Here is a 22,489-nt window from a genome sequence, read left to right as displayed (position 1 = left end):
GGTTAGTCGTACCCGTTTCGGGCGGCGCGGAAGCGGCGGTAAAAGGGGGATCCGCCGTCAGGCGCCGTGCCGGGCCACGGCCAGCCGGGCGACCCGCTCCGCGTGCGGGACGAGGTAGAAGTGGCCGCCCTCGAATACGTGGGCCGCGAAGGCGCCCGTGGTGACCGCGGCCCATCCCTCTACGTCCCGGGGGGTGACGCGGGGATCGCGGTCCCCGGTGAAGGCCGTGACCTCGGCGCGCAGCAGCGGGGCGTCCCGGCGGCGGCGGTAGTTGTCGATCAGCAGGAAGTCGTTGCGCACGATCGGCAGGAACAGGCCGCGCAGGTCCGGGTCCTCCCAGATCTGCACGTGGGGCCCGCCCAGCGCCGTGACGGCCGCGATCACCTCCTCGTCCGTCCGGGTCCGTATCCCGGCGACGGCCGCGGGCGGGGTGGGGCCGCGGCCCGAGACGCACAGGCGCGTGAAGTGGTCCGCGCCGGCGGCTTCGAGGCGCAGCAGGCTCTCGTACGCCACGGCCGCGCCCATGCTGTGGCCGAGGAGCACCGTGGGCACGGGTGCTTCGGCCAACAGTTCCGCGGTGATCTGCGGGGACAGCTCGTCCATGGTCGGGATCAGGGGCTCGGCGTGGCGGGTCTCGCGCCCCGGGTACCGCACGGACACGACCTCGACCGAGGGGTCCAGGTGGCGGGGCCAGTCGCGGAAGAAGGCCGCGCCGCCTCCGGCGTGGGGGAAGCACACGAGGCGCAGCGCGGGGGCGGCCACGGGACGGTGGCGGACCAGGTAGGACACGTGCGACTCGATTCTCCGGCCGGGGGTCGTCCCGCCCGGCGTCGCCGGGCCGCGGAACTGGGCCTCACGAGCCTGCCACACGGCGGCCGCGGCCTCCGGCTCCGGGGTGGCCGCGACCGGGTGCCGGACCGCGCCCGGAAGAGATCACGGGCCGGTCCGGAAGAGATCACGGGCCGGCCCGGCAGTGGTCGCGGGCCGGCCCGGAAAAGGGGGACGGCCGGAGCCCCCGCACAGTAGGCTCCGGCCGTCGGCTTGGTGGGCCGTACGAGTTCGGTCCGAGACTCAGATGTCGAGGCCGCTGAGGACCAGGACCCGCTCGTAGGTGTAGTCGTCCATCGCGTAGCGCACGCCCTCGCGGCCCACACCGGACTGCTTGACGCCGCCGTACGGCATCTGGTCGGCGCGGTAGGACGGGACGTCGCCGACGATCACGCCGCCGACCTCCAGCTCGCGGTGGGCACGGAACGCGGTCTGGATGTTCCGCGTGAAGACGCCGGCCTGCAGACCGAACTTCGAGTCGTTGACGGCGGCGAAGGCCTCGTCGGTGTTCTCGACCCGGCGCAGGGTGAGGACCGGTCCGAAGACCTCCTCGGTGGCGAGGGTGACGCCCTCGGGCACCTCCGCGACGACGGTGGGCTCGTACGAGGCACCCTCGCGCTTGCCGCCCGTGAGCAGCTTGGCTCCGGCGGCCACAGCCTCGTCGACCCAGGACTCGACCCGCTTGGCGGCGTCCTCGGAGACGAGGGGGCCGACGTCGGTGGCGGAGTCGTTCGGGTCACCGGTGACCTGCGCCTGCACCTTGGCGACGACCTTCTCGACCAGGCGGTCGTAGACGGCGGCGTCGGCGATCACGCGCTGGACGCCGATGCAGGACTGGCCGGCCTGGTAGTTCGAGAAGGTCGCGATGCGGTTCGCGGCCCAGTCGAGGTCGGCCTCGGAGGACCAGTCCTCCAGGACCACGGCCGCGGCGTTGCCGCCGAGCTCCAGGGTGCAGTGCTTGTGGGGCACGGCCTGCTGGATCGCGTAGCCGACCTTGTCCGAACCGGTGAAGGAGATGACGGGCAGGCGCTCGTCCTTGACCAGCTCCGGCATCTTGTCGTTGGCGACGGGGAGCACGGACCAGGAACCGGCCGGCAGGTCCGTCTCGGCGAGCAGCTCGCCGAGGAGCAGACCCGAGAGCGGGGTGGCCGGGGCCGGCTTCAGGATGATCGGCGCGCCGACGGCGATGGCGGGGGCCACCTTGTGGGCGCACAGGTTCAGCGGGAAGTTGAAGGGCGCGATGCCCAGGACCGGACCCTTGACGAAGCGGCGGGTCAGGGCCAGGCGGCCGACGCCGCCGGCGTCGGTGTCCAGGCGCTGGGCCTCTCCGCCGTTGAAGCGGCGGGCCTCTTCGGAGGCGAAGCGGAACACGGACACCGCACGGCCGACCTCACCGCGGGCCCACTTGATCGGCTTGCCGTTCTCGGCGGAGATCAGCAGCGCGATCTCCTCGGTGCGCTCGGCGAGCCGGCGGGCGACGTGGGCCAGGGCCTCGGCGCGTACGTGGGCCGGGGTGGCGGAGAACTCCGCGGTCACGGCGTACGCGGCGGCCACGGCCTCTTCGACCTGGGCGTCGGTCGGGATGCTCACGGTACCGACGGTGCGGCCGTCCCACGGGGAGTGGACGTCGAAGCTGTCGTCGCCCGTGGCCTGGCGGCCGGCGAGCCAGAAGGCGTGGGTGGAAGTCATGCTGATCCCGGCCCTTCGGAGTGTGTGCGGTGGGTCCTTGTCCCCTCCACCGTAGGACTCCGCCGGGGTTTCGGCGTTTGTCCGGGGTGGAGTACGCGCGTGGCGCGGCGCGCCGCTTTGTCAGTGTCGGGGGCGCGGGCACCCATGCGGGTCCCCTGCGGGGTGCCGTACGGGGCCCTGCGCGGCCCCGGCTGCGCCGCGCGGGGTGCCCGCTGCGACCGCTGCCGCTGCGCGGGCGGAACTCCCCTACCCGCCCTTCCACCGTTCCCCGGGGCTCCGCCCCGGACCCCGCGCCTCAAACGCCGGCGGGGCTGGATAAATCCAGCCCGCCCGGCGTTTGAGGGCACGGGCGCGAAGCGCACGTACGGGTCCGGGCGCAGCCCGGGGAACGGGCGAAGGGCGGGTAGGGGACCTCGCCCCGCAGGGCCAACCCACCCGCACCGGCCCACCGGGCCCCACGCCGGGACGGTGGTGGCGGGCACCCCGCCCAGCCACTGGCGGACGGAATCCGGCGCGTCAGGAAGGCGCCGTGGCCTTCAGGGCGAGCCAGAGCTCCATGCGGACGTCCGGGTCGTCCAGGGAGCGGCCGAGGATCTCCTCCACGCGGCGCATGCGGTAGCGCAGCGTGTGGCGGTGCACGCCCAGATCGGCCGCTGCCGCGTCCCACTGCCCGTGCCGGGAGAGCCACGCCTGGAGGGAGGCCACCAGGTCGCCCCGGCCCTTCTCGTCGTGCTCGCGCAGCGCCCGCAGCGTGCCGTCCGCGAAGGCCCGTACCGCTTCGTCGGCGAGGAGGGGGAGGACCGAGCCCGCGGCGAGGTCCTCGTGTTCCACCAGCGGGCGGCCGCGCCGCCGGGCCACGGCCAGGGCCTGGTCGGCCTGTTTGAAGGCCGCCGCCACGCCGGAGGCCATCGCGGGCGCCGACAGCCCGAGGACCAGCTCGTCCGGCTCCGGTTCCCCCGCCGCCTCCCGGCCGCGGCGCGATTCCAGGGCCTCCGCGTGGGCCACGCACGCCTGCACCGCCGAGCCCCCGTCGGCCGCGAGGACCACCAGCCGGCCGGGCTCCGGCACCGTCAGCAGGGTCTCCCCCGTGCGCGCCGCCGCCGATTCCACGGCGTCGGCGAGCAGCGCGAGTCCCTCCGGCTGGGCCGTGCCCGCCAGGGCCGGTTCCGCCACGAGGATCCGGAAGGGTGCGTCGAGCAGGGCCCCGTACAGGTCCCCGGCCACGGCCTGGGCGTGCTCCGCCTGGCCGGCGAGGAGCATGCGCAGCACGGCGGCGCCGAGCCGGGACTCCGCGTCGTGCAGGGAGCGGGAGCGTTCGGTGGTGAGGGTCAGCAGGGCCACCGCAGAGTGGACGGCGTACCGCTCCGCCGTGCCGAGCGGGGCCCCGGTGCCGACCGCGAGGGCTCCGCGGGCCCGCCTCCCGGTGCCCAGCGACTGGAGTTCCACCCGGTCCTCGGAGCCGCCGACCACGGCGCTGGCCGGCGCCGGCCGCTCGCGCAGCCGTTCCACGTCGGGGGTGAGCCGGGCGGCCCGGCGCGCCGCCCAGTCGGGCGCGGCCGCGACGACGGCGCCCGAGGTGTCGTACAGGGCGGCCCAGCCGTGCACGTGCGCCGCCAGCTTCGTCAGCAGTTCGGCGGGCCCGTCGGCGGAGAGCGCGGCCCGGGTCAGCTCGCGCTGTGCCTCGAAGCCGGCGGTCACGGCCCGGTACTGGTCGGCGGCGAGGGCCGCGGAGACGGCCTTGCTGATGGCGAGGAACGGGGTGCGCCGGGGCACTTCCAGCAGCGGCATGTCCTCGGCGGTGGCGGCCTCCACGAGCGCCTCGGGCACGGCCTCGTAGTTCACCCCGATGGCGAAGCCGATCCCGACGACCCCGGCCGCGGAGAGCCTGCGCACGTAGCGCCGCATCTCCTCGGGGTCCTCCGCGTCCAGCTTCATCGCGGTGATGAGGAGGAGCTCCCCGCCCTCCATGTAGGGGACGGGGTCGGCGAGCTCACTGACGTGGGCCCAGCGCACGGGGGTGTCGAGGCGGCCCTCCCCGGCCCGGACGCTGAGCTTGAGCGCCGAGTGCTGGACGAGCGAGGCGAGGGTGAGCGGCATGGGTACCGGGGCGCCTTAGGGAGAGGAGGGAGTTCGGCGGCGGGGTGCCGACGGAGGATTCTCGCCGTGGACCACCCCCGCGGTTTTCGCCGTGTCGTACGAACGACTCCCCTCGATTCTGCCACCCCGTACGGGTCCGCTCAGTCCGGACCCACATCCCGCCCCGCATCCCGCCTCACGCCCGGTCCCCGAGCCGCACCAGCAGCGGAGCGGCCCGCTCACCGCGGACGGAGGTCAGCGAGAGCACGGCGTGGCCGGGGGGCACGGTGTTGGCGAGGGCCGAGGCCGACCACCGCTCGCGCTCCACCTTCCGCACGGTGACCGCGTCCGTGGTGACCGCCTTGCCGGTGATCACCTTGCGTACCGCGTGTACGGCCCGGGTGAAGGGCTGGTCGGCGTAGACCGTGCGGCTCGTGACGTCACGCGTCTCGACCAGCTCGGTTCCCCAGGCGTCCGCGAACCACTTGCCGTCCCACGTGGTGACCCCGGAGAGGGCGATCCGGCAGCCGACCGAACCGAGGAGGGGGGTGCGCAGCCCTTCCGGTACGTCTTCCAGGGTGCGCAGTGCCAGCAGGACCCCCGCGTTGGCCGAGCGGAGACCCTGCATGCTGCGCACGGCCTCGGCCGTGACGGTGTGCGAAGCGTCGTCGAGGGCCAGGAAGGCGAACAGGGAGCGGTCGGCACGGGCCGCGGCCGCCGCGTTGAACTGCGCGAGCAGCAGCCGGGCCAGCAGCCGGGAAGCATCCGGATGGCCCCGCTCCGGGAGGTCCACACGCACCCGGACGGGATGCTCCAGGGTGCGGAGGGAGAAGGGCCGTCCGCCGCCGGTGGTGTCGAAGAAGCCGTGGAACGCCGGCCGGTCGAGCAGGGCCGCCCTGTCCGCTAGAGCCGGTCCCGGGTCGCCGTGGACGGCGTGCTGCCGCGCCCTGGCATCGAGCTCGCGCAGCATGGGCTGCTGCCCGGAACCCTCCAGCTCCTGGCGCAGTGCCCCCAGCGCCGCGGGCAGCTGCTCCAGCAGCGCACGCAGCTCGGGCACGGTCGGGAAACGGCCGTACGCGGCATGGAACGGGCCGAGGACCTGGGCGAGCGCGGTTGCCGACCGGCGTACGTCGACGCCCGGGAGGTCGCCTGCGAATGCTTCGGCGAGGAAGGAGGCCGCCTCGTCGGGGTCGCCGGTCCCGCCGTAGAGGTCGAGGTCGTGGACGGACGCGGAGTCGCCCAGGCGCACCACGATGTCGTAGGCCTCGTCAGGACCCAGCCGGGATCCTGCGGCGCCCACCGCGATGACGGCCGCCTGTCCGGCCAGTGCCTGGAGGGCCAGCGACTCCACGACCGGCCTGACCAGCCCGGTCGTCTTGCCCGAACCCGAGGGGCCGACGACGAGGACCGAAGTACCCAGCACGCCGGGATCGAGGGCCAGACCGGTCCCGCGGCGCTCCTGGGGGTTCGGCTGGGCGCCGGTGACCCGGCCGAGCCGGACCTGCCCGACGGTCAGGTCGTGGGAGGCGGTGCGGGCAGGCAGGTCGCGGGCGCCCGACGGGTGGCAGCAGGCGGCCGCACCCTTGGCCCGTACGGCTTCCACGAAGGCGGGGCGCCTCGAGGGGTCGGCCCTCACGGACTCCCAGGCCCGCTGGATCCGTGCGTGGTCGACGTCGTTCATCCGCCCCTGCCGGGCTTCTGCCGCCAGCCGGTCCGCGGTCTCCGGCAGCCCGGCGGCACGCAAGTGCGGCCAGCCGGCCGGCGAGTCCGGGCCGTCCGGGGGCACTGCCTGCGGGGCATCGGCGGGATGGGCGGAGGAGCGGAGGCCGGTCAGCAGGGCGGTCCAGCCGCCGAGGCGGGCGAAGAAGAAGACGACGGGTGCATAGATCAGTACGTAGAGAACGTTCGTGACCACCGCACCGCCCGTTTCGCCGAGCTCCGCATACGGAAGGTGCCCGAAGGCCAGTGGATAGACCTTGAGGATCGGCGTCGGGTTCTGGATCACCAGCACGACGGCGAGGGCTCCTGCTGCGGCGCCCAGCGCGCGGTACCAGGGGCCCCGAGCCGCGATCAACCGGTCGAAGGCCGTCCGCCAGCCTCCCAGCTTGGCGAAGCCGAGGAACAGGCCCACGGTGACCAGCAGCTCGTAGAACTCAGTGGCCGCCATGCCCCGGTGGTCGACCGGCTGCTTGACCAGATTGCCCGTCCACCAGCTGTCGGGTGTGAAGTAGTGGAGCGGGGCTCCTTCGATGTCGAGGGGGAGGTTCTGATCGAGGAAGGCCTGCCAGCACACGAAGAAGACGAGGAAGGAGATCACGACCCGCGTGATCAGCACCCGGCCGTTGGTGTCGGACTTCGGTGCGGCCGGGGTGTAGGCGTAGCGCCAGATGCCGGGCTTGGCCTCCGGTCGCGGGACGCTCAGCCACGCGGTGAAGGGCGTCGCTGCGGGAGCCGTGGTCGCGCCCGCGACGGGGCTCCCCGGCGCGTACGCGGGCGGCGGCGGGGGCGCGGCCGGTCGTGGCGGCACGGGCGGCGGGCCGGATGGCCGGGGGATGTGGGGACCGCCGGCCCCCACATCGTGCGAGCCGCCGTAACTGCCGCGCTCCCCGCCGTGCGTGCCGTCGGTGTCCATGAAACCTCTGCCCCCTGCCCGTTACCGCTCCGCCGTGCTGCACCGCACCGCGCGCTCAATCTAGTGGCCGTCGCCGCCCCGCGGCCCGTACCCGGTCATGATCCACAAGACAGGCGCGGATTCCTTCCTATGGCCGTCACGGACAAGGACACGCGGGCACCACTCCCGAACGGAGCATGCAGGACCCCGCCTCCCGGGCCTAGCCTGCGGACAAAGACACAAGTGCGTCCGAAAACACCCCCACCCTCCAGGAGCCCCCTATGACCGCTGTCCCGCAGGAGCGCCGCATCGTCACCGCGATCCCCGGCCCCAAGTCGCAGGAGCTGCAGGCCCGCCGTCTGTCGACGGTGGCCGGTGGCGTGGGGTCCGTGCTTCCCGTCTTCACGGCCCGCGCGGGCGGCGGCATCATCGAGGACGTCGACGGCAACCGCATGATCGACTTCGGTTCCGGCATCGCCGTGACCTCGGTCGGCGCCTCCGCCGAGGCCGTCGTGCGCCGCGCCGCGGCGCAGCTCGCCGACTTCACCCACACCTGTTTCATGGTGACCCCCTACGAGGGCTACGTGGAGGTCTGCGAGGCCCTCGCCGAGCTCACCCCGGGTGACCACGAGAAGAAGTCGGCGCTGTTCAACTCCGGCGCCGAGGCCGTCGAGAACGCCGTCAAGATCGCCCGTTCGTACACCAAGCGCCAGGCCGTCGTCGTCTTCGACCACGGCTACCACGGCCGTACGAACCTCACGATGGCGCTGACCTCGAAGAACATGCCGTACAAGCAGGGCTTCGGCCCGTTCGCCCCCGAGGTCTACCGCGTCCCGGTCGCCTACGGCTACCGCTGGCCGACCGGCGCCGAGAACTGCGGCCCCGAGGCCGCCGCCCAGGCGATCGACAACATCGTGAAGCAGATCGGCGCCGAGAACGTCGCCGCGATCATCATCGAGCCGGTCCTCGGCGAGGGCGGCTTCATCGAGCCGGCCAAGGGCTTCCTCCCGGCGATCGTGAAGTTCGCCAACGACAACGGCATCGTCTTCGTCGCCGACGAGATCCAGTCCGGCTTCTGCCGCACCGGCCAGTGGTTCGCGTGCGAGGACGAGGGCATCGTCCCCGACCTGATCACGACCGCCAAGGGCATCGCGGGCGGTCTGCCGCTCGCCGCCGTGACCGGCCGCGCCGAGATCATGGACTCCGTGCACGGCGGCGGCCTGGGCGGCACCTACGGCGGCAACCCGGTGGCCTGCGCCGGTGCGCTCGGCTCCATCGAGACCATGAAGGAGCTCGACCTCAACGCCGCGGCGAAGAAGATCGAGTCCATCATGAAGGCCCGCCTGACGGCCATCCAGGAGAAGTACGACATCGTCGGCGACATCCGCGGCCGCGGCGCCATGATCGCGATCGAGCTGGTGAAGGACCCTGCGTCCAAGACCCCGAACCCGGAGGCGGCCGGCGCGCTCGCCAAGGCCTGCCACGCCGAGGGCGTGCTCGTCCTCACCTGCGGCACCTACGGCAACGTGCTCCGCTTCCTGCCCCCGCTGGTCATCGGCGAGGACCTGCTGAACGAGGGCCTGGACGTCATCGAGGCCGCGTTCGCGACCCTCTGATCGAACGTCTGATGCCGGCGGTAGAACGCGGAGCCGCGATCCTCGATCACCGAGCGATCACTACCGCAGGTAACCGTCGGGCACTGTGAAGAAGGTGTGGGGGGCCGATGGCGGGAGCGTTTTCCCGCTGTCGGTCCCCCTTCCGCTGCCGTACGGTTTCTGCAGATGAGTGAGACACCCCGCTCCCGGGAAACCGGTGGCGACACCAGTACCGGGCTTCCCCAGCGCCGCACTGGGCATGCGTTCGCGCACACTCCTCACCGATCGGACCGCCGCACGCCCCAAACCCCCCGGGGCGCCCGGCAGGCCGATCCGGGCGGCCGCCCCGGAACCACCCCCCCTGTTCCGGGGCGGCCGGCCACTCTCCGCTACGCCCGGGCCTACGGGCTCCACGCGCTCTGCGCGCTCTGCGCCGTGCTCTTCGCCCTGATCACCTGGCAGGTCCTCGTGTCCGGGCCGCTGCTGGCACCGGACGCCGCCCTCAGCCGGGTGCTCGTGCGCACCGTCCCCGACGGCGTCACCCAGCGCCTCTCCGACCTCGGCAACATCCCGGTCGCCGTCCCGGTGCTGCTCCTCGCCGCCGTCTACGCCGCCCGGCGCGGCAACCGCCGGGGCGCGGCCGCCGCGGCCCTGGCCATGGTGCTGGTGCCGGCGCTGGTCGTCCCGCTGAAGGAGTGGACCGGCCGGCCGGGCCCCCTGGAGCCCTGGGCCTCCGGCTACTACCCCTCGGGCCACACGGCCACCGCGTACGTGGCGTACGTGGGCGCGGCCCTGCTGGTGCGCCCGTACGTCCGGGGCCGCTGGCCCCTCCCCCTCGCGGCCGCCCTCACCGCCCTGACGGCGGCCGGGCTGATCCTGCGCGGCTACCACTGGCCCCTGGACGTCCTGGCCAGCCTGCTGATGTGCACGCCCCTGCTGCTCGGGGTGCGCGCGGCGGGGCCGGGGCGCGCCCGCCCCGGCCCCGCCGCATCCGTACCGCCCGGTCAGCCGCCGAAGTAGGCGTCGAAGTTCTTCGAGAACTCCCAGCTGCCGAAGCGGTCCCAGTTGATCGACCAGGTCATCAGGCCGCGCAGGGCCGGCCAGGTGCCGTGGGTCTGGTACGAGCCGCAGCTGACCTTCTTCGTCAGGCAGTCCAGGGCCTTGTTGACCTCCGCCGGGGAGGTGTGGCCGTTGCCCGCGTTGGTGGTGGCCGGCAGGCCGATGGCGACCTGGTCGGCGCGCAGCGCGGGGAAGACGCGGGAGGTGTTGCCGGCCACGGGGAAGCCGGTGAGCAGCATGTCCGTCATGGCGATGTGGAAGTCGGCTCCGCCCATGGAGTGGTACTGGTTGTCGAGGCCCATGATCGAGCCCGAGTTGTAGTCCTGGACGTGGAGCAGGGTGAGGTCGTCGCGCAGGGCGTGGATGACCGGGAGGTAGGCGCCGGCGCGCGGGTCCTGGCCGCCCCAGGGGCCGGATCCGTAGTACTGGTAGCCGAGCTGGACGAAGAAGGTCTCGGGGGCCATCGTCAGGATGAAGTCCGGGCCGTACTTGGCCTTCAGGGTCTTCACGGCGGAGATCAGGTTGACGATCACCGGGGTGGTGGGGGCGCGGAAGTCGGTGTCGCCGGTGGCCAGGGAGAGGGAGTGGCCCTCGAAGTCGATGTCGAGGCCGTTGAGCCCGTACTCGTCGATGATCTTGCTGACGGAGGAGACGAAGGTGTCGCGGGCTGCCGTGGTGCCCAGCTGGACCTGGCCGTTCTGGCCGCCGATCGAGATCAGGACCTTCTTGCCGGCTGCCTGCTTGGCCTTGATGGCCGCCTTGAACTCGGCGGCCGATTCGACGGTCGGGCACTCGCTGACCGGGCACAGCTGGAAGCGGATGTCGCCCGAGGTCACCGAGGTGGGCTCGCCGAAGGCCAGGTTGATGACGTCCCAGGAGGCGGGTACGTCGGCCATCCGGACGTAGCCGGAGCCGTTGGCGAAGCTGGCGTGCAGGTAGCCGACCAGGGCGTGCGCCGGGAGGCCCGGGTTGCCGGGGTTTCCGCCGCCGCTCTGCGTGGTCACGGGGACCGCCGCGCTCCTGGGGGATTCGCCGGCCGCGTTGACCGCGCTGACCTGGAAGGAGTAGGTCGTGGAGGCGGTGAGGCCGGTGACCGTCGCCGAAGTGCCGCTGACGGTGGTCGGGTTCGCGCCGTCCCGGTAGACCTTGTACGAGGTGGCCCCGGTCGCGGCCGCCCAGGAGAGGCCGACGGTGGTGGCGGAGGAGGCGGAGCCGGTGAGCCCCGCGGGGGCGGCCGGGATCTGGGGGTCGCCGGGTCCGGAGCCGCCGGGGTCGGGGCCGATCAGGGTCACGTCGTCGGTGAACTGCGGCGGCTGGCCGTACCAGCCCTGGGTGTAGACCGTCACCGAGGTGGTGTTCGCGCCGGTACGGAAGCTCGTGCTCAGCTGCTTCCAGGCACCCGGGGTCTGGGTCCAGGTCTGCGGGTCCGTGGTCCCGGTGCCGGTCGCGCCGAGGTAGACGTACGCGCCCTGCACCCAGGCGCTCAGCGTGTACGCGGAGTCGGGCTTGACGGTGACGGTCTGGGAGCAGCGGGCGTTGTCCTGCCCGGCCGGGGTTCCCTTGAGGGCGGAAGTGCCGCCGTGCACGGGCGTGCTGACGGCGGCTCCGCTGCCGGCCGAGCAGCTCCAGCCGGTGAGGCCGGCTTCGAAGCCGCCGTTGCGGATGAGGTCGGCGTCGGCCGCGGCGGCCGGCTGACCTGTGGCGAGCAGGCCGGCCGCCGCGAGGGCGGCGGCGGTAAGGAGGGACAGCGCGGAGCGCATGAGGGTGGGTCTGGCGGGGCGGACAGGGCGGATGGGGCGCACAACTGCCTCCGGTGCATCGGGGGATGGAGCCGGGCCGCGCGCGGGCGTGCCGTGGGGGAAGGCGCAGCGGCGCCCAAGATGGTCCAGACCAATGTTCTTGTCAAGACTTCCCACCCGTCCGCCCCACGACGCGCGCCGCCGCCTCGTGCATCGCGAGCTCCAGCACCGCCGGATCGGTGAGCGTGCCCCGCCCGTCCGGGACCACCAGCCAGCGGACCCCGCCCGTGGCCCGACCGGGGTACGGGACCACGATCCAGGTCCCGCGCCCGGCTCCCCGTACGCCCGTCCCGACCCAGCGGGAGGCCGTGCCCGGAGGCACGAAGAAGCCCAGCCGCGAGTCGCCGAAATCGGCGAGCACCGGGCCGGGCCGGTCCAGCAGCACTTCCAGTACGTCGAGGGTGGTGTGTCCCAGCTCCCCCGGCAGGATCAGCACGTCCCACCGGCGGCCGGCGGGGAGCAGGGCGACCCCGAGGGGGTTGCGCTCCCACTCCCACCGGCAGGCGTCCGGATCGGGCGCCGCCGAGACCAGCCATTCCACTGCCGTCTTGTGCCCCGGGATCGTCATCGCCCGGCCTCCGCTCTCTGTGGGTGAGGTGAAGCGTTCTCACCAGGGAGAGAGCGGGGCCGGGCGCAGGTATGACGCGGGTTTCACTACTCCGCGGTAGTGAAGCAGGTCACACCGCCAAGGGTGGTGTGCGCCCGGGGCGTGCGGAGGTCGTTTGTCCGCTACCCGATCAGCTGTCGAAGCCGAGGCCGAAGCGGTCCAGGGTCTTCAGCCACAGGTTGCGGTGGCCGCCCATCCGGTCCGCCCGGGCCAGCGACCACTTCGTCATGGTGATGCCGGTCCAGGCGAAGGGCTCCGGCGGGAAGGGCATCGGCTTGGAGCGGACCATCTCCAGCTCCGTGCGCTCGGTCTTCTCCCCCGCCAGGAGGTCCAGCATCACGTCGGCGCCGAAGCGGGTGGCTCCGACGCCCAGGCCGGTGTAGCCGGCCGCGTAGGCCACCTTGCCCGCGTGCGCGGTGCCGAAGAAGGCGGAGAAGCGCGAGCAGGTGTCGATCGCCCCGCCCCAGGCGTGGCTGAACTTCACCCCTTCCAGCTGCGGGAAGCAGGTGAAGAAGTGCTCGGCGAGTTTGAGGTAGGTCTCGGGCCGGTGGTCGTGCTCGGCGTCGAGCTTGCCGCCGTACGGGTAGATCGCGTCGTAGCCGCCCCACAGGATCCGCCGGTCGGGGGTGATCCGGAAGTAGTGGAACTGGTTGGCGCTGTCGCCCAGTCCCTGCCGGTTCTTCCAGCCGATCGAGGCGAGCTGCTCCTCGGTGAGCCGCTCGGTCATCAGGGCGTAGTCGTAGACCGGGACGGTCAGCGGGCGCACCCGCTTGACCAGCGACGGGAAGATGTTGGTGCCCAGCGCGACCCGGCGGGCGAAGATCCGGCCGTACGGGGTCCGCACGGCCATCCCGGCTCCCGAGCCGGCCAGGTCCAGCCCGCGCGTGTTCTCGTAGATCCGTACGCCCAGCTCCAGGCAGGCCCGCTTCAGCCCCCAGGCGAGCTTCGCCGGATTGAGCATGGCGACGCCGTCGCGGTCCCAGATCCCGCCGAGGAAGGTCGGGGAGTCGACCTCGGCCCGCACGGCGTCCGCATCCAGCCATTCCGAGCGGCCTGCGAGGCCGAGCCGCTCGGCCTCGGCGTGGAACTCGCGGAGCTCCGCGACCTGGTGCGGCTCGGTGGCCACGTCGATCTCGCCGCTGCGCTCGAAGTCGCAGTCGATGCCGTAGCGGGCGACCGCCTCCTCGATGGCGTCGAGGTTGCGGGCGCCGAGCTCCTCCAGCTTGGCGAGCTCGTCCGGCCAGCGGGCCATCCCGTTCGCCAGGCCGTGGGTGAGGGAGGCGGCGCAGAAGCCGCCGTTGCGGCCCGAGGCGGCCCAGCCCGCCTCGTGGCCCTCGATGAGGACGACGTCCCGGGCGGGGTCCCGCTCCTTGGCGATGAGCGCGGTCCACAGGCCGCTGTAGCCGCCGCCGACGACGAGCAGGTCGCAGTGCTCGTCCCCGGTGAGGGCGGGCTCGGCGGCGGGCTTGCCGGGGTCGTCCAGCCAGTACGAGACCGGCTTGGCTTCGGAAAGAGATCGTGCAGCGGTGCGCATGGCGTCTGGGGCCATGTCTTCCAACTCCCTACAGGTGTTACTTGGGCTGTGCTTTCTTGCGGCGGTTGGCGACCATCTGGCCGCCCAGCACCACCAGGACCGCGATGACGAACATCGCCGTTCCGATGACGTTGATCTGTACAGGCGTACCGCGCTGGGCCGATCCCCACACGAACATGGGGAAGGTGACGGTGTTGCCCGAGTTGAAGTTGGTGATGATGAAGTCGTCGAAGGAGAGCGCGAAGGAGAGCAGCGCGCCCGCGGCGATACCGGGGGCCGCGATCGGCAGGGTGACGCGCAGGAAGGTCTGCACGGGGCCGGCGTAGAGATCGCGGGCCGCTTCCTCCAGGCGGGGGTCCATGGAGAGCACCCGGGCCTTGACGGCGGCGACGACGAAGCTGAGGCAGAACATGACGTGGGCGATCAGGATCGTCCAGAAGCCGAGCTGGATGCCCATGTTGAGGAAGAGGGCGAGCAGCGAGGCCGCCATCACGATCTCGGGCATGGCCATCGGCAGGAAGATCAGCGAGTTGACCGCGCCGCGCCCGCGGAACCGGTAGCGGACCATCGCGAAGGCGATCGCGGTGCCCAGCACGGTCGCTCCGAGGGTGGCCCACAGGGCGATCTGGAGCGACAGGGACAGGGACCCGCACATGTCGGCGACCCCGCAGGGGTCCTTCCACGCGTCGAGGGAGAACTCCTGCCAGGCGTAGTTGAACCGCCCGGTGGGGTTGTTGAAGGAGAAGACCGTGACGACGACGTTCGGCAGGATCATGTAGGCGAGCGTGCCGAGCCCCGCGATCACGACGAGATTGCGGCGCAGCCAGGTGGTGGCGCTCTTCATCAGACCAGGTCCTCCGTCCCCGCTCGGCGGATGTAGATGGTGACCATGACGAGCACGATGGCCATGAGGATGAAGGACAGCGCGGCCGCCGTCGGATAGTCGAGAATGCGCAGGTACTGCGACTGGATGACGTTTCCGATCATGCGGGTGTCGGTCGAGCCGAGCAGTTCGGCGTTGACGTAGTCGCCGCTCGCCGGGATGAAGGTGAGCAGGGTCCCGGAGACCACGCCCGGCATGGAGAGCGGGAAGGTCACCTTGCGGAAGACCGTGGCGGGGCGGGCGTACAGGTCCCCGGCCGCCTCGTGGAGGCGGGTGTCGATGCGCTCCAGCGAGGTGTAGAGCGGCAGGATCATGAAGGGGAGGAAGTTGTACGTCAGACCGCAGACGACCGCGAGCGGCGTGGCGAGGACGCGGTCGCCCTCGGTCATGCCGAGCCAGCTGGTGACGTCCAGGAAGCCGATCGTGTTGAGGACGCCGACCACCGGGCCGCCGTCGGCCAGGATCGTCTTCCAGGCGAGGGTGCGGATCAGGAAGCTGGTGAAGAACGGGGCGATGACCAGCACCAGGAGCAGGTTGCGCCAGCGGCCCGCCTTGAAGGCGATCAGGTAGGCCAGCGGATAGCCCAGCAGCAGGCACAGCGCGGTCGCGGTGCCGGCGTAGAGCAGCGAGCGCAGGAACTGCGGGTAGTACTCGGTGAAGGCGTCCCAGTAGGTCTGGAAGTGCCAGGTGACCTTGAAGCCCTCTTCGAGGGAGCCGGTCTGCACCGAGGTCGAGGCCTGGTAGACCATCGGCAGCACGAAGAACACGAACAGCCACAGGATGCCCGGGAGCAGCAGCCAGTACGGGACCAGGCGCTTCTTCAGCGACGGCTTGTGGACCGGGGGCTCGGCCGGGGCGGGCGCCTGGGGCGGCGCGAGTGTGGTGGTCACGCGGACTCCCCGACCGTCTCGATGCCCGCGTCGATGTCCTGGGCGGCATCCAGCCCGAAGGTGTGGTCCGGGTTCCAGTGCAGTATCACGTCGGCGCCGGGGACGAGGCGGCCGTCGCGCTCGATGTTCTGCACGTACACCTCCAGCTCCGGGCAGACCGGGCTGTCGACGACGAACTGGGTGGAGACTCCGATGAAGGAGGAGGCGACGATCTTGCCGGCGACCTTGTTGCGGCCGGCCCCGACGGTGTCCTCTGCGTCCGCGTGGACCAGGGAGATCTTCTCCGGGCGCACCCCGACCAGCAGCTTGCCGCCGGCGCGCGGGGTGGTCGAACATCGCTCCGCCGGGACGCGCAGCTTCGTACCGGCCGAGGAGACGACGACGTCGGACGCGCCGGCCTCCAGGACCTCGGCCTCGATGAGGTTGGAGGTGCCGAGGAAGTTCGCCACGAAGGTCGTCTTCGGGTTCTCGTAGAGCTCGGCGGGGGCGCCGAGCTGCTCGACGCGGCCGCCGTTCATCACGGCGACCGTGTCGGCCATGGTCATGGCCTCCTCCTGGTCGTGCGTGACGTGCACGAAGGTGATGCCGACCTCGGTCTGGATCCGCTTCAGCTCCAGCTGCATCTGGCGGCGCAGCTTGAGGTCGAGGGCGCCGAGCGGCTCGTCGAGGAGCAGCACCTGCGGGTGGTTGATCAGCGCGCGGGCGACGGCCACGCGCTGCTGCTGGCCGCCGGAGAGCTGGTGCGGCTTGCGCCGGGCGAACTGGCCGAGCTGGACCAGCTCCAGCATGTCGTCAACCTGCTTCTTGACCGACTTGATGCCGCGGCGGCGCAGGCCGAAGGCGATGTTCTCGGTGATGTCGAGGTGCGGGAAGAGCGCGTAGCTCTGGAAGACCGTGTTGACCGGGCGCTTGTAGGGCGGCAGGTGCGTGACCTCGCGGTCGCCGAGGCTGACGGTGCCGGTGGAGGGCTCCTCCAGGCCGGCGATCATGCGCAGGGTGGTGGTCTTCCCGCAGCCCGAGGCGCCGAGCAGGGCGAAGAAGGAGCCCTGGGGGATGGTGAGGTCCAGCGGGTGCACGGCGGTGAAGGAGCCGTAGTGCTTGCTGATCCCGGCGAGGCGGACGTCGCCGCCTTCGGTCTTGTCAGTCATGGGCCTGGGCCTTCGGTGGTGTGTCGTGGAAGGGGCAGGTGCCGGTACGGGTGTCCGTGCCGCGGGGACTGCGGCGGGACCCGTCAGGCTCCGATGAGCTTGGCGAACTTCTCCTCGTACGCCGTCTCTTCCTCGCTGCTGAGGGAGCGGAAGGCGTGCGCCTTGGCGGCCATCGCCTTGTCGGGGACGATCAGGACGTTGTCCGCGAGCGCCGGGTCGATCTTGGCCAGCTCGTCCTTGACGCCCTCGACGGGGCAGACGTAGCTGATGTAGGCGGCCAGCTGGGCGGCTACCGGGGGCTCGTAGTAGTAGTCGATGAGCCGCTCCGCGTTGGCCTTGTGCCGGGCCTTCACGGGGACCAGCAGGTTGTCGCTGGAGGTGATGTAGCCGGGCGCCGGAATCGCGTACTGGATGTCCGGGTTGCCGGCCTGGAGCTGGATGACGTCGCCCGCCCAGGCCAGGCAGGCCGCGAGGTCGCCCTTGTCGAGGTCCGCCGTGTAGTCGTTGCCGGTGAAGCGGCGGATCTGCTTCTTGTCCACGCCCTTCTGGAGCCGGCCGATCGCCTCGTCGAAGTCGGCGTCGGTGAAGTTCGCCGGGTCCTTGCCCTGGTCGAGCAGGGTCATGCCGACGCTGTCGCGCATCTCGGTGAGGAAGCCGACGCGGCCCTTGAGGGAGGGGTCGTCGAGCATCTGGGTGACGGAGTCGACCTTCTTTCCGCCGGTCGCCTTGGTGTTGTAGGCGATGACGGTGTCGATGCCGGTCCAGGGGTAGCTGTACGAGCGGCCCGGGTCCCAGTCGGGGCTGCGGAACTGCGGGATCAGGTTGGCGTACGCGTGCGGCAGGTGGGCGGGGTCCAGCTTCTGGGCCCAGCCGAGGCGGATGATGCGCGACGCGAGCCAGTCGGTGACCACGATCAGGTCGCGTCCGGTGTCCTGGCCGGCCGCGAGCTGGGGCTTGATCTTGCCGAAGAACTCGACGTTGTCGTTGATGTCCTCGGTGTACTTGACCTTGATGCCGGTCCGCTTGGTGAACTCCTCCAGCGTGGGACGGGACTTCTCGTCCTCGCTGGTGTCCATGTATTCGGTCCAGTTGGAGAAGTTGATCTCCTTCTCCTGCTCCGAGTGGTCGTCGGAGGCCTGGGCGGGGCCCTCCGCGCGTTTGGCCGGCGGGATGCCGCAGCCGGCGAGCGCGGAGAGTCCGCCGAGGGTGAGCGCTCCGACTCCGGAGGCGCGCAGCACGGAGCGGCGGGTGAGGGCGCCGCGTCCGGTGGTGAGGCTGCGCCGCATGGCGGCGAGTTGCGCCGCCGAGAGGCGGTCGGGCTCGAACTGCTCCATGGGAGGTGCCCTTTCGGGATGGGTGCGGGCCGCTGGTCGGGCGGCTACTGGTTATCTGTCCCCGAAGATCGTGCGGTGCCAGTCCTTCGCCGCCACCGCGGTGTTGTCGAACATCACGTGCTTGACCTGCGTGTACTCCTCGAAGGAGTAGCTGCTCATGTCCTTTCCGAAGCCACTGGCCTTGTAGCCCCCGTGCGGCATCTCGCTGATGATCGGGATGTGGTCGTTGACCCAGACGCAGCCCGCCTGGATCTCCCGGGTGGCGCGGTTCGCCCGGTACACGTCACGGCTCCAGGCGGAGGCCGCGAGACCGTACGGGGTGTCGTTGGCCAGCGCGATGCCCTCGTCGTCGGTGTCGAAGGGAAGGACCACGAGGACCGGCCCGAAGATCTCCGACTGGACCACCTCGCTGTCCTGGGCGGCGCCGGAGATGAGGGTGGGCCGGTAGTACGCGCCCTCCGCCAGCTCCCCTCCGGGGATCTCGCCGCCGGTGACGACGGTGGCGTACGCGCGGGCCCGCTCGACGAACCCGGCGACCCGGTCGCGCTGGGCGTGCGAGACCAGCGGGCCGAGGTCGGTGGCCGGGTCGAAGGGGTCCCCGACGCGGACGGTCTCCATCAGCTCGGCGACCCGGGCGACGAAGGCGTCGTGGAGGGGGCGCTGGACGTAGGCACGGGTGGCGGCCGTGCAGTCCTGGCCGGTGTTGATCAGGGAGGCGGCGACGGCCCCGTTGGCGGCGGCCTCCAGGTCGGCGTCGTCGAAGACGAGGAAGGGGGCCTTGCCGCCGAGCTCCAGGTGGAGCCGCTTGACGGTGGCGGTGGCGATCTCGGCGACCCGCTTGCCGATCGCGGTGGACCCGGTGAAGGAGGTCATCACCACGTCCGGGTGGCCCACCAGGTGCTCGCCCGCGTCCCGGCCGGCGCCGGTGACGATGTTGACCACGCCGTCGGGCAGGCCCGCCTCCTTGGCCGCCTGGGCGAACATCAGGGAGGTCAGCGGGGTGAGCTCGGCCGGCTTGAGGACGATGGTGTTGCCCGCGGCGATCGCCGGGAGGATCTTCCAGGCGGCCATCTGCAGCGGGTAGTTCCACGGCGCGATGGAGCCCACGACCCCGATCGCCTCGCGGCGCACGTACGAGGTGTGGTCCCCGGAGTACTCGCCGGCGGCCTGCCCCTGGAGGTGGCGCGCGGCGCCCGCGAAGAAGGCGGTGTTGTCGATGGTCCCGGGGACGTCGAACTCCGTCGACAGCTTGACCGGCTTGCCGCACTGGAGGGACTCGGCCTGGGCGAACTCCTCGGCCCGCTCGGCCAGTACGCCGGCCAGCCGGTGCAGCGCGTCCGAGCGCTCACCGGGGGTGGCACCCGACCAGCCGGGGAAGGCCCGCTTGGCGGCGGCGACGGCCGCGTCCACGTCGTCGGTGGAGGCCAGCTCGTAGGTGAGCACCTCCTCGCCGGTGGCGGGGTCGACCACGGTGTGTGACCGGCCCGAGGTGCCGGGCCGCAGCTGCCCGTCGATGTACTGCGCGCCTGCGGCGAATCGGTCCTTGACCTGGACCTTGACCTGGAAGCGGTTGCCCATCACGCTCTCACGCTCTCCGTAGCTACAGTTCGAGCTACAGCTCGAATTGAGTGCCGATCCTGGCAGAGGTACACCCCTCGGCCAAGTGATTCCGTTGTTGCCTTTTGATTACGCGACGGAATCGGTCGACCATGTGTCAAGGCGCGCCCGAAATCCCGTACGAAGTGTCCGGTGCTCCTGCGAGACTCGCGTGCATGGAGAAGATCGAGGAACTGATCGGGCAGGTCAGCCGGGGTGAGCGAATGAAGTTCCTGCCGTTCTGGGGACACCGTCCCCGGCCCGACGGAACGCTCGGACCGAGCTGCCTCAGCCAGTGGTGGCCGTCCGAGTTCACCGTGGGTGACGTGCGGTACGCCACCGCCGAGCACTGGATGATGGCCGGAAAGGCACGCCTGTTCGGGGACGCCGAAGCGGAGCGGGCGGCCCTGGAGGCGAAGAGCCCGGCGCAGGCGAAGAAGGCCGGGCGGCTGGTGCGCGGCTTCACCGACACGGTGTGGGAGCGGGAGCGGTTCGCGCTGGTGGTGGAGGGCAGCGTGCACAAGTTCGGCTCCGATCCGGCGCTGACCTCGTACCTGCTCTCGACCGGGGAGCGGGTCCTGGTAGAGGCCAGCCCGATGGACCGGATCTGGGGCATCGGCCTGGCCGCCGACGACGAGCGCGCCCTGGACCCGGCGCGCTGGCGCGGCCTGAACCTGCTGGGCTTCGCGCTCATGGAGGCGCGCGAGCGGCTGCGGGCGGAGCTTTAATCGCTCGCGGCGGCCGGGGGTGCGCGTCTAGCGTGATCCTTGTCCAGGTGCGCAGGTGAGACCTACTTCCACTGTTAATGGGGCGGCCGCGGGTTCGAGTCCCGTCATCGGCTTCGGGCCGGTGTAGCTCAGTCGGTAGAGCACCACGTGGTTTCACCGAGCTCGATCTCTGGACACCTTTCACGCACCTCCCGGTGCGCGGGCAGCGGCTCCTTCTTTTGCAAAGAACCCAAGGCCGCCGCCACCTTGATCTCGGGAGGCACACGTACGGGAAGCCCGGTGCGCAGGCAACGGTTACTTCTCCGGATCAGCGGGTCGCGGGTTCGAGTCCCGCCCGGCTCCGGCCGGTAGCTCAGATGGTTGGAGCAGCTGACACAAGTCCGTCGCCGACTTCCGATCTCGGGCCTCCCGTACGTCACGCCTCCCCCTGCTTTCGCCGAATTCGGGGGGATTCACATGGCACGCTTCAACCTGCTCCGCTCCAAGGCGGCGCCCGCCGCACCCACCTCACCGGTCCGCTCGACCGGCCGCCGCGCCGCCAACGCGCACGGCAGCCCCGGTTTCGTCCGCGATCCGCGCTCCGAGCTGTTCCTGCTCGCCGTCGCCAACTTCGTGACGCAGCGGACCGCTTACGAGTCCGGCGAGGCCCGCGACGACCGCTTCGGCGCGCTCGTGCGCACCCTCGCCGTGGAGGATCCCGAGTGGACGGCCGGGCTGCTCGGCTGGCTGCGCCGCGACGGCAGCATGCGGACGGCCTCGCTCGTCGGAGCGGCCGAGTACGTCAAGGCGCGGCTCGACGCCGGAGCCACCGGGGGGCCCTCCAACCGGCAGGTCGTGGACTCCGTACTGCTGCGCGCGGACGAGCCCGGCGAGCTGCTCGCGTACTGGACGGCCACGTACGGGCGGAGCGTGCCCAAGCCCGTCAAGCGCGGGATCGCCGACGCCGTGCGCCGCCTCTACTCCGGCACCTCGCTGCTGAAGTACGACACCGCCTCCCGGGGGTACCGCTTCGGCGACGTCCTCAACCTCGTGCACCCCTCCCCCGACCCGGCCAAGCCCTGGCAGGGCGAGCTGTTCCGGTACGCCCTCGACCGCCGGCACAACCCCGAGACCGCCGAGGTCCCCGCGGGCAACCGCACCCTGCTCGCGCACCGGGCCCTGATGGAGCTTCCCGTCGAGGAGCGCCGGGCCGTGGTCACCGCGGCGGACGGCGCCGAGCGGCTCGCCGCGGCGGGCATGACCTGGGAGGCGCTGGCGGGCTGGCTCCAGGGACCGATGGACGCGGCCGCCTGGGAGGCGGTCATCCCGTCCATGGGCGCGATGGCGCTGCTGCGCAACCTGCGCAACTTCGACGAGGCCGGGGTCTCGGACGAGGTCGCCGAGCGGGTGGCGGCGAAGATCTCCGACCCGGAGACCGTCGCCCGGGCCCGGCAGTTCCCCTTCCGCTACCTGGCCGCCCACCAGCACGCCCCCTCGCTGCGCTGGGCGTACCCGCTGGAGCGGGCACTGGGCCACTCCCTGGCCCACGTACCGGCCCTGCCCGGGCGGACGCTGGTCCTGGTGGACCGGTCGGGGTCGATGTGGTCCCCGCTGTCGGACCGCTCGCGGCTGGGCCGCGCGGACGCGGCGGCCGTGTTCGGGACGGCGCTGGCACTGCGCGCCGAGGACGCGGACCTGGTGCAGTTCGGCTCCACCAGCAAGGCGGTGGACTTCGGGCGCGGCGAGTCGGTGCTGAAGGTGCTGGAGCGGTTCGAGGACCTCGGCGGCACCCTCACGGCGGAGGCGGTGCGCGCGCACTACGCGGGGCACGACCGGGTCCTGATCGTCACCGACGAGCAGGCCACGTACGCCTACGGCGGCGATCCGACGGCCCTGGTGCCGGACACGGTCCCGGTCTACACCTGGAACCTCGCCGGACACCGGGTCGGCCACGCGCCCTCCGGGGCCGCGAACCGGCACACCTTCGGCGGGCTCACCGACGCGGCCTTCCGCATGGTGTCCCTGATCGAGGACGGCCGGGACGCCAGATGGCCGTGGGAGACGGGCCGGGCCGACACGGCCGGCTGACGGAACGGCCGGCTGACGGAACGGCGGAAGGGCCGGGCAGGGAGC

The 22,489-nt window shown here is 71.9% G+C and carries 16 protein-coding genes and 1 tRNA gene; 5 read left to right on the top strand and 12 right to left on the bottom strand.

What is annotated here, in order from left to right; translation table 11 throughout:
• Nucleotides 1-57: 57 nt before the first annotated feature.
• From NLX94_RS27745 to NLX94_RS27730, 4 genes are all read right to left on the bottom strand, one after another.
• The gene (locus NLX94_RS27745) at nucleotides 58-789 is read right to left on the bottom strand and encodes an alpha/beta fold hydrolase (protein WP_254385817.1); all 732 of its coding nucleotides are present in this window, start codon (nucleotides 787-789) and stop codon (nucleotides 58-60) included.
• A 282-nt stretch (nucleotides 790-1,071) separates the two neighbouring features.
• Nucleotides 1,072-2,517 (bottom strand): aldehyde dehydrogenase family protein, encoded by a 1,446-nt coding sequence (locus tag NLX94_RS27740; protein ID WP_254385816.1) that lies wholly within the window; start codon nucleotides 2,515-2,517, stop codon nucleotides 1,072-1,074.
• 516 nt (nucleotides 2,518-3,033) lie between these two features.
• Nucleotides 3,034-4,614, bottom strand: a complete 1,581-nt coding sequence (locus NLX94_RS27735) for a PucR family transcriptional regulator (RefSeq protein WP_254385815.1) — start codon at nucleotides 4,612-4,614, stop codon at nucleotides 3,034-3,036.
• Nucleotides 4,615-4,789: 175 nt separating this feature from the next.
• Nucleotides 4,790-7,225 (bottom strand): ATP/GTP-binding protein, encoded by a 2,436-nt coding sequence (locus NLX94_RS27730; protein WP_254385814.1) that lies wholly within the window; start codon nucleotides 7,223-7,225, stop codon nucleotides 4,790-4,792.
• A gap of 260 nt (nucleotides 7,226-7,485) precedes the next feature.
• Here NLX94_RS27730 and gabT point away from each other — a divergent pair, with 260 nt between their 5' ends.
• Together gabT and NLX94_RS27720 are read left to right on the top strand one after the other, a co-directional pair.
• On the top strand, nucleotides 7,486-8,820 hold the full coding sequence (gene gabT, locus NLX94_RS27725) for a 4-aminobutyrate--2-oxoglutarate transaminase (protein WP_254385813.1): 1,335 nt from the start codon (nucleotides 7,486-7,488) through the stop codon (nucleotides 8,818-8,820).
• A 414-nt stretch (nucleotides 8,821-9,234) separates the two neighbouring features.
• Nucleotides 9,235-9,819 carry a phosphatase PAP2 family protein gene (locus tag NLX94_RS27720; RefSeq protein WP_308402552.1) on the top strand — a complete coding sequence of 195 codons (585 nt, stop codon included), beginning with the start codon at nucleotides 9,235-9,237 and terminating at the stop codon, nucleotides 9,817-9,819.
• On the opposite strand, the gene NLX94_RS27715 is transcribed toward NLX94_RS27720, so the two are convergent.
• The 8 genes from NLX94_RS27715 to NLX94_RS27680 form a co-directional block, all read right to left on the bottom strand.
• A complete protein-coding gene (locus NLX94_RS27715) occupies nucleotides 9,804-11,618 on the bottom strand; it encodes a chitinase (protein WP_254385811.1) in 1,815 nt (604 codons plus the stop codon). The two genes, NLX94_RS27720 and NLX94_RS27715, sit on opposite strands and share 16 nt — an antisense overlap.
• 142 nt (nucleotides 11,619-11,760) lie before the next feature.
• Complete coding sequence (locus NLX94_RS27710) at nucleotides 11,761-12,225, bottom strand: hypothetical protein (RefSeq protein WP_254385810.1); 465 nt, start codon at nucleotides 12,223-12,225, stop codon at nucleotides 11,761-11,763.
• 169 nt (nucleotides 12,226-12,394) lie between these two features.
• Nucleotides 12,395-13,813 carry an FAD-binding oxidoreductase gene (locus tag NLX94_RS27705; RefSeq protein ID WP_254385809.1) on the bottom strand — a complete coding sequence of 473 codons (1,419 nt, stop codon included), beginning with the start codon at nucleotides 13,811-13,813 and terminating at the stop codon, nucleotides 12,395-12,397.
• Between the two features lie 22 nt (nucleotides 13,814-13,835).
• Entirely contained in the window at nucleotides 13,836-14,642 is an 807-nt protein-coding gene (locus tag NLX94_RS27700; protein WP_254385808.1) for an ABC transporter permease, read from the bottom strand.
• Nucleotides 14,642-15,571, bottom strand: a complete 930-nt coding sequence (locus tag NLX94_RS27695; protein ID WP_254385807.1) for an ABC transporter permease — start codon at nucleotides 15,569-15,571, stop codon at nucleotides 14,642-14,644. The genes NLX94_RS27700 and NLX94_RS27695 overlap by 1 nt, the downstream gene beginning before the upstream one ends.
• Complete coding sequence (locus NLX94_RS27690; RefSeq protein WP_254385806.1) at nucleotides 15,568-16,719, bottom strand: ABC transporter ATP-binding protein; 1,152 nt, start codon at nucleotides 16,717-16,719, stop codon at nucleotides 15,568-15,570. Before NLX94_RS27690 ends, NLX94_RS27695 begins: the two co-directional genes overlap by 4 nt.
• 83 nt (nucleotides 16,720-16,802) lie before the next feature.
• Nucleotides 16,803-18,053 carry a spermidine/putrescine ABC transporter substrate-binding protein gene (locus NLX94_RS27685; RefSeq protein WP_254385805.1) on the bottom strand — a complete coding sequence of 417 codons (1,251 nt, stop codon included), beginning with the start codon at nucleotides 18,051-18,053 and terminating at the stop codon, nucleotides 16,803-16,805.
• Between the two features lie 51 nt (nucleotides 18,054-18,104).
• Entirely contained in the window at nucleotides 18,105-19,631 is a 1,527-nt protein-coding gene (locus NLX94_RS27680; RefSeq protein WP_254385864.1) for a gamma-aminobutyraldehyde dehydrogenase, read from the bottom strand.
• Nucleotides 19,632-19,825: 194 nt separating this feature from the next.
• On the opposite strand from NLX94_RS27680, the gene NLX94_RS27675 reads away from it, so the two are divergent.
• From NLX94_RS27675 to NLX94_RS27665, 3 genes are all read left to right on the top strand, one after another.
• A complete protein-coding gene (locus tag NLX94_RS27675; protein ID WP_254385804.1) occupies nucleotides 19,826-20,377 on the top strand; it encodes an NADAR family protein in 552 nt (183 codons plus the stop codon).
• A gap of 45 nt (nucleotides 20,378-20,422) precedes the next feature.
• Nucleotides 20,423-20,487: transfer RNA gene (locus tag NLX94_RS27670), tRNA-Asn, on the top strand.
• 346 nt (nucleotides 20,488-20,833) lie between these two features.
• Nucleotides 20,834-22,444, top strand: coding sequence for a TROVE domain-containing protein (locus NLX94_RS27665; RefSeq protein WP_254385803.1), 1,611 nt, complete (start codon nucleotides 20,834-20,836; stop codon nucleotides 22,442-22,444).
• Nucleotides 22,445-22,489 lie beyond the last annotated feature (45 nt).

Source organism: Streptomyces sp. TBY4, from assembly GCF_024213195.1.
In the GTDB taxonomy this organism is placed as follows: domain Bacteria; phylum Actinomycetota; class Actinomycetes; order Streptomycetales; family Streptomycetaceae; genus Streptomyces.
Note: the sequence above shows the minus strand (reverse complement) of the source record. Positions and strands in the feature narration are given on the sequence as shown.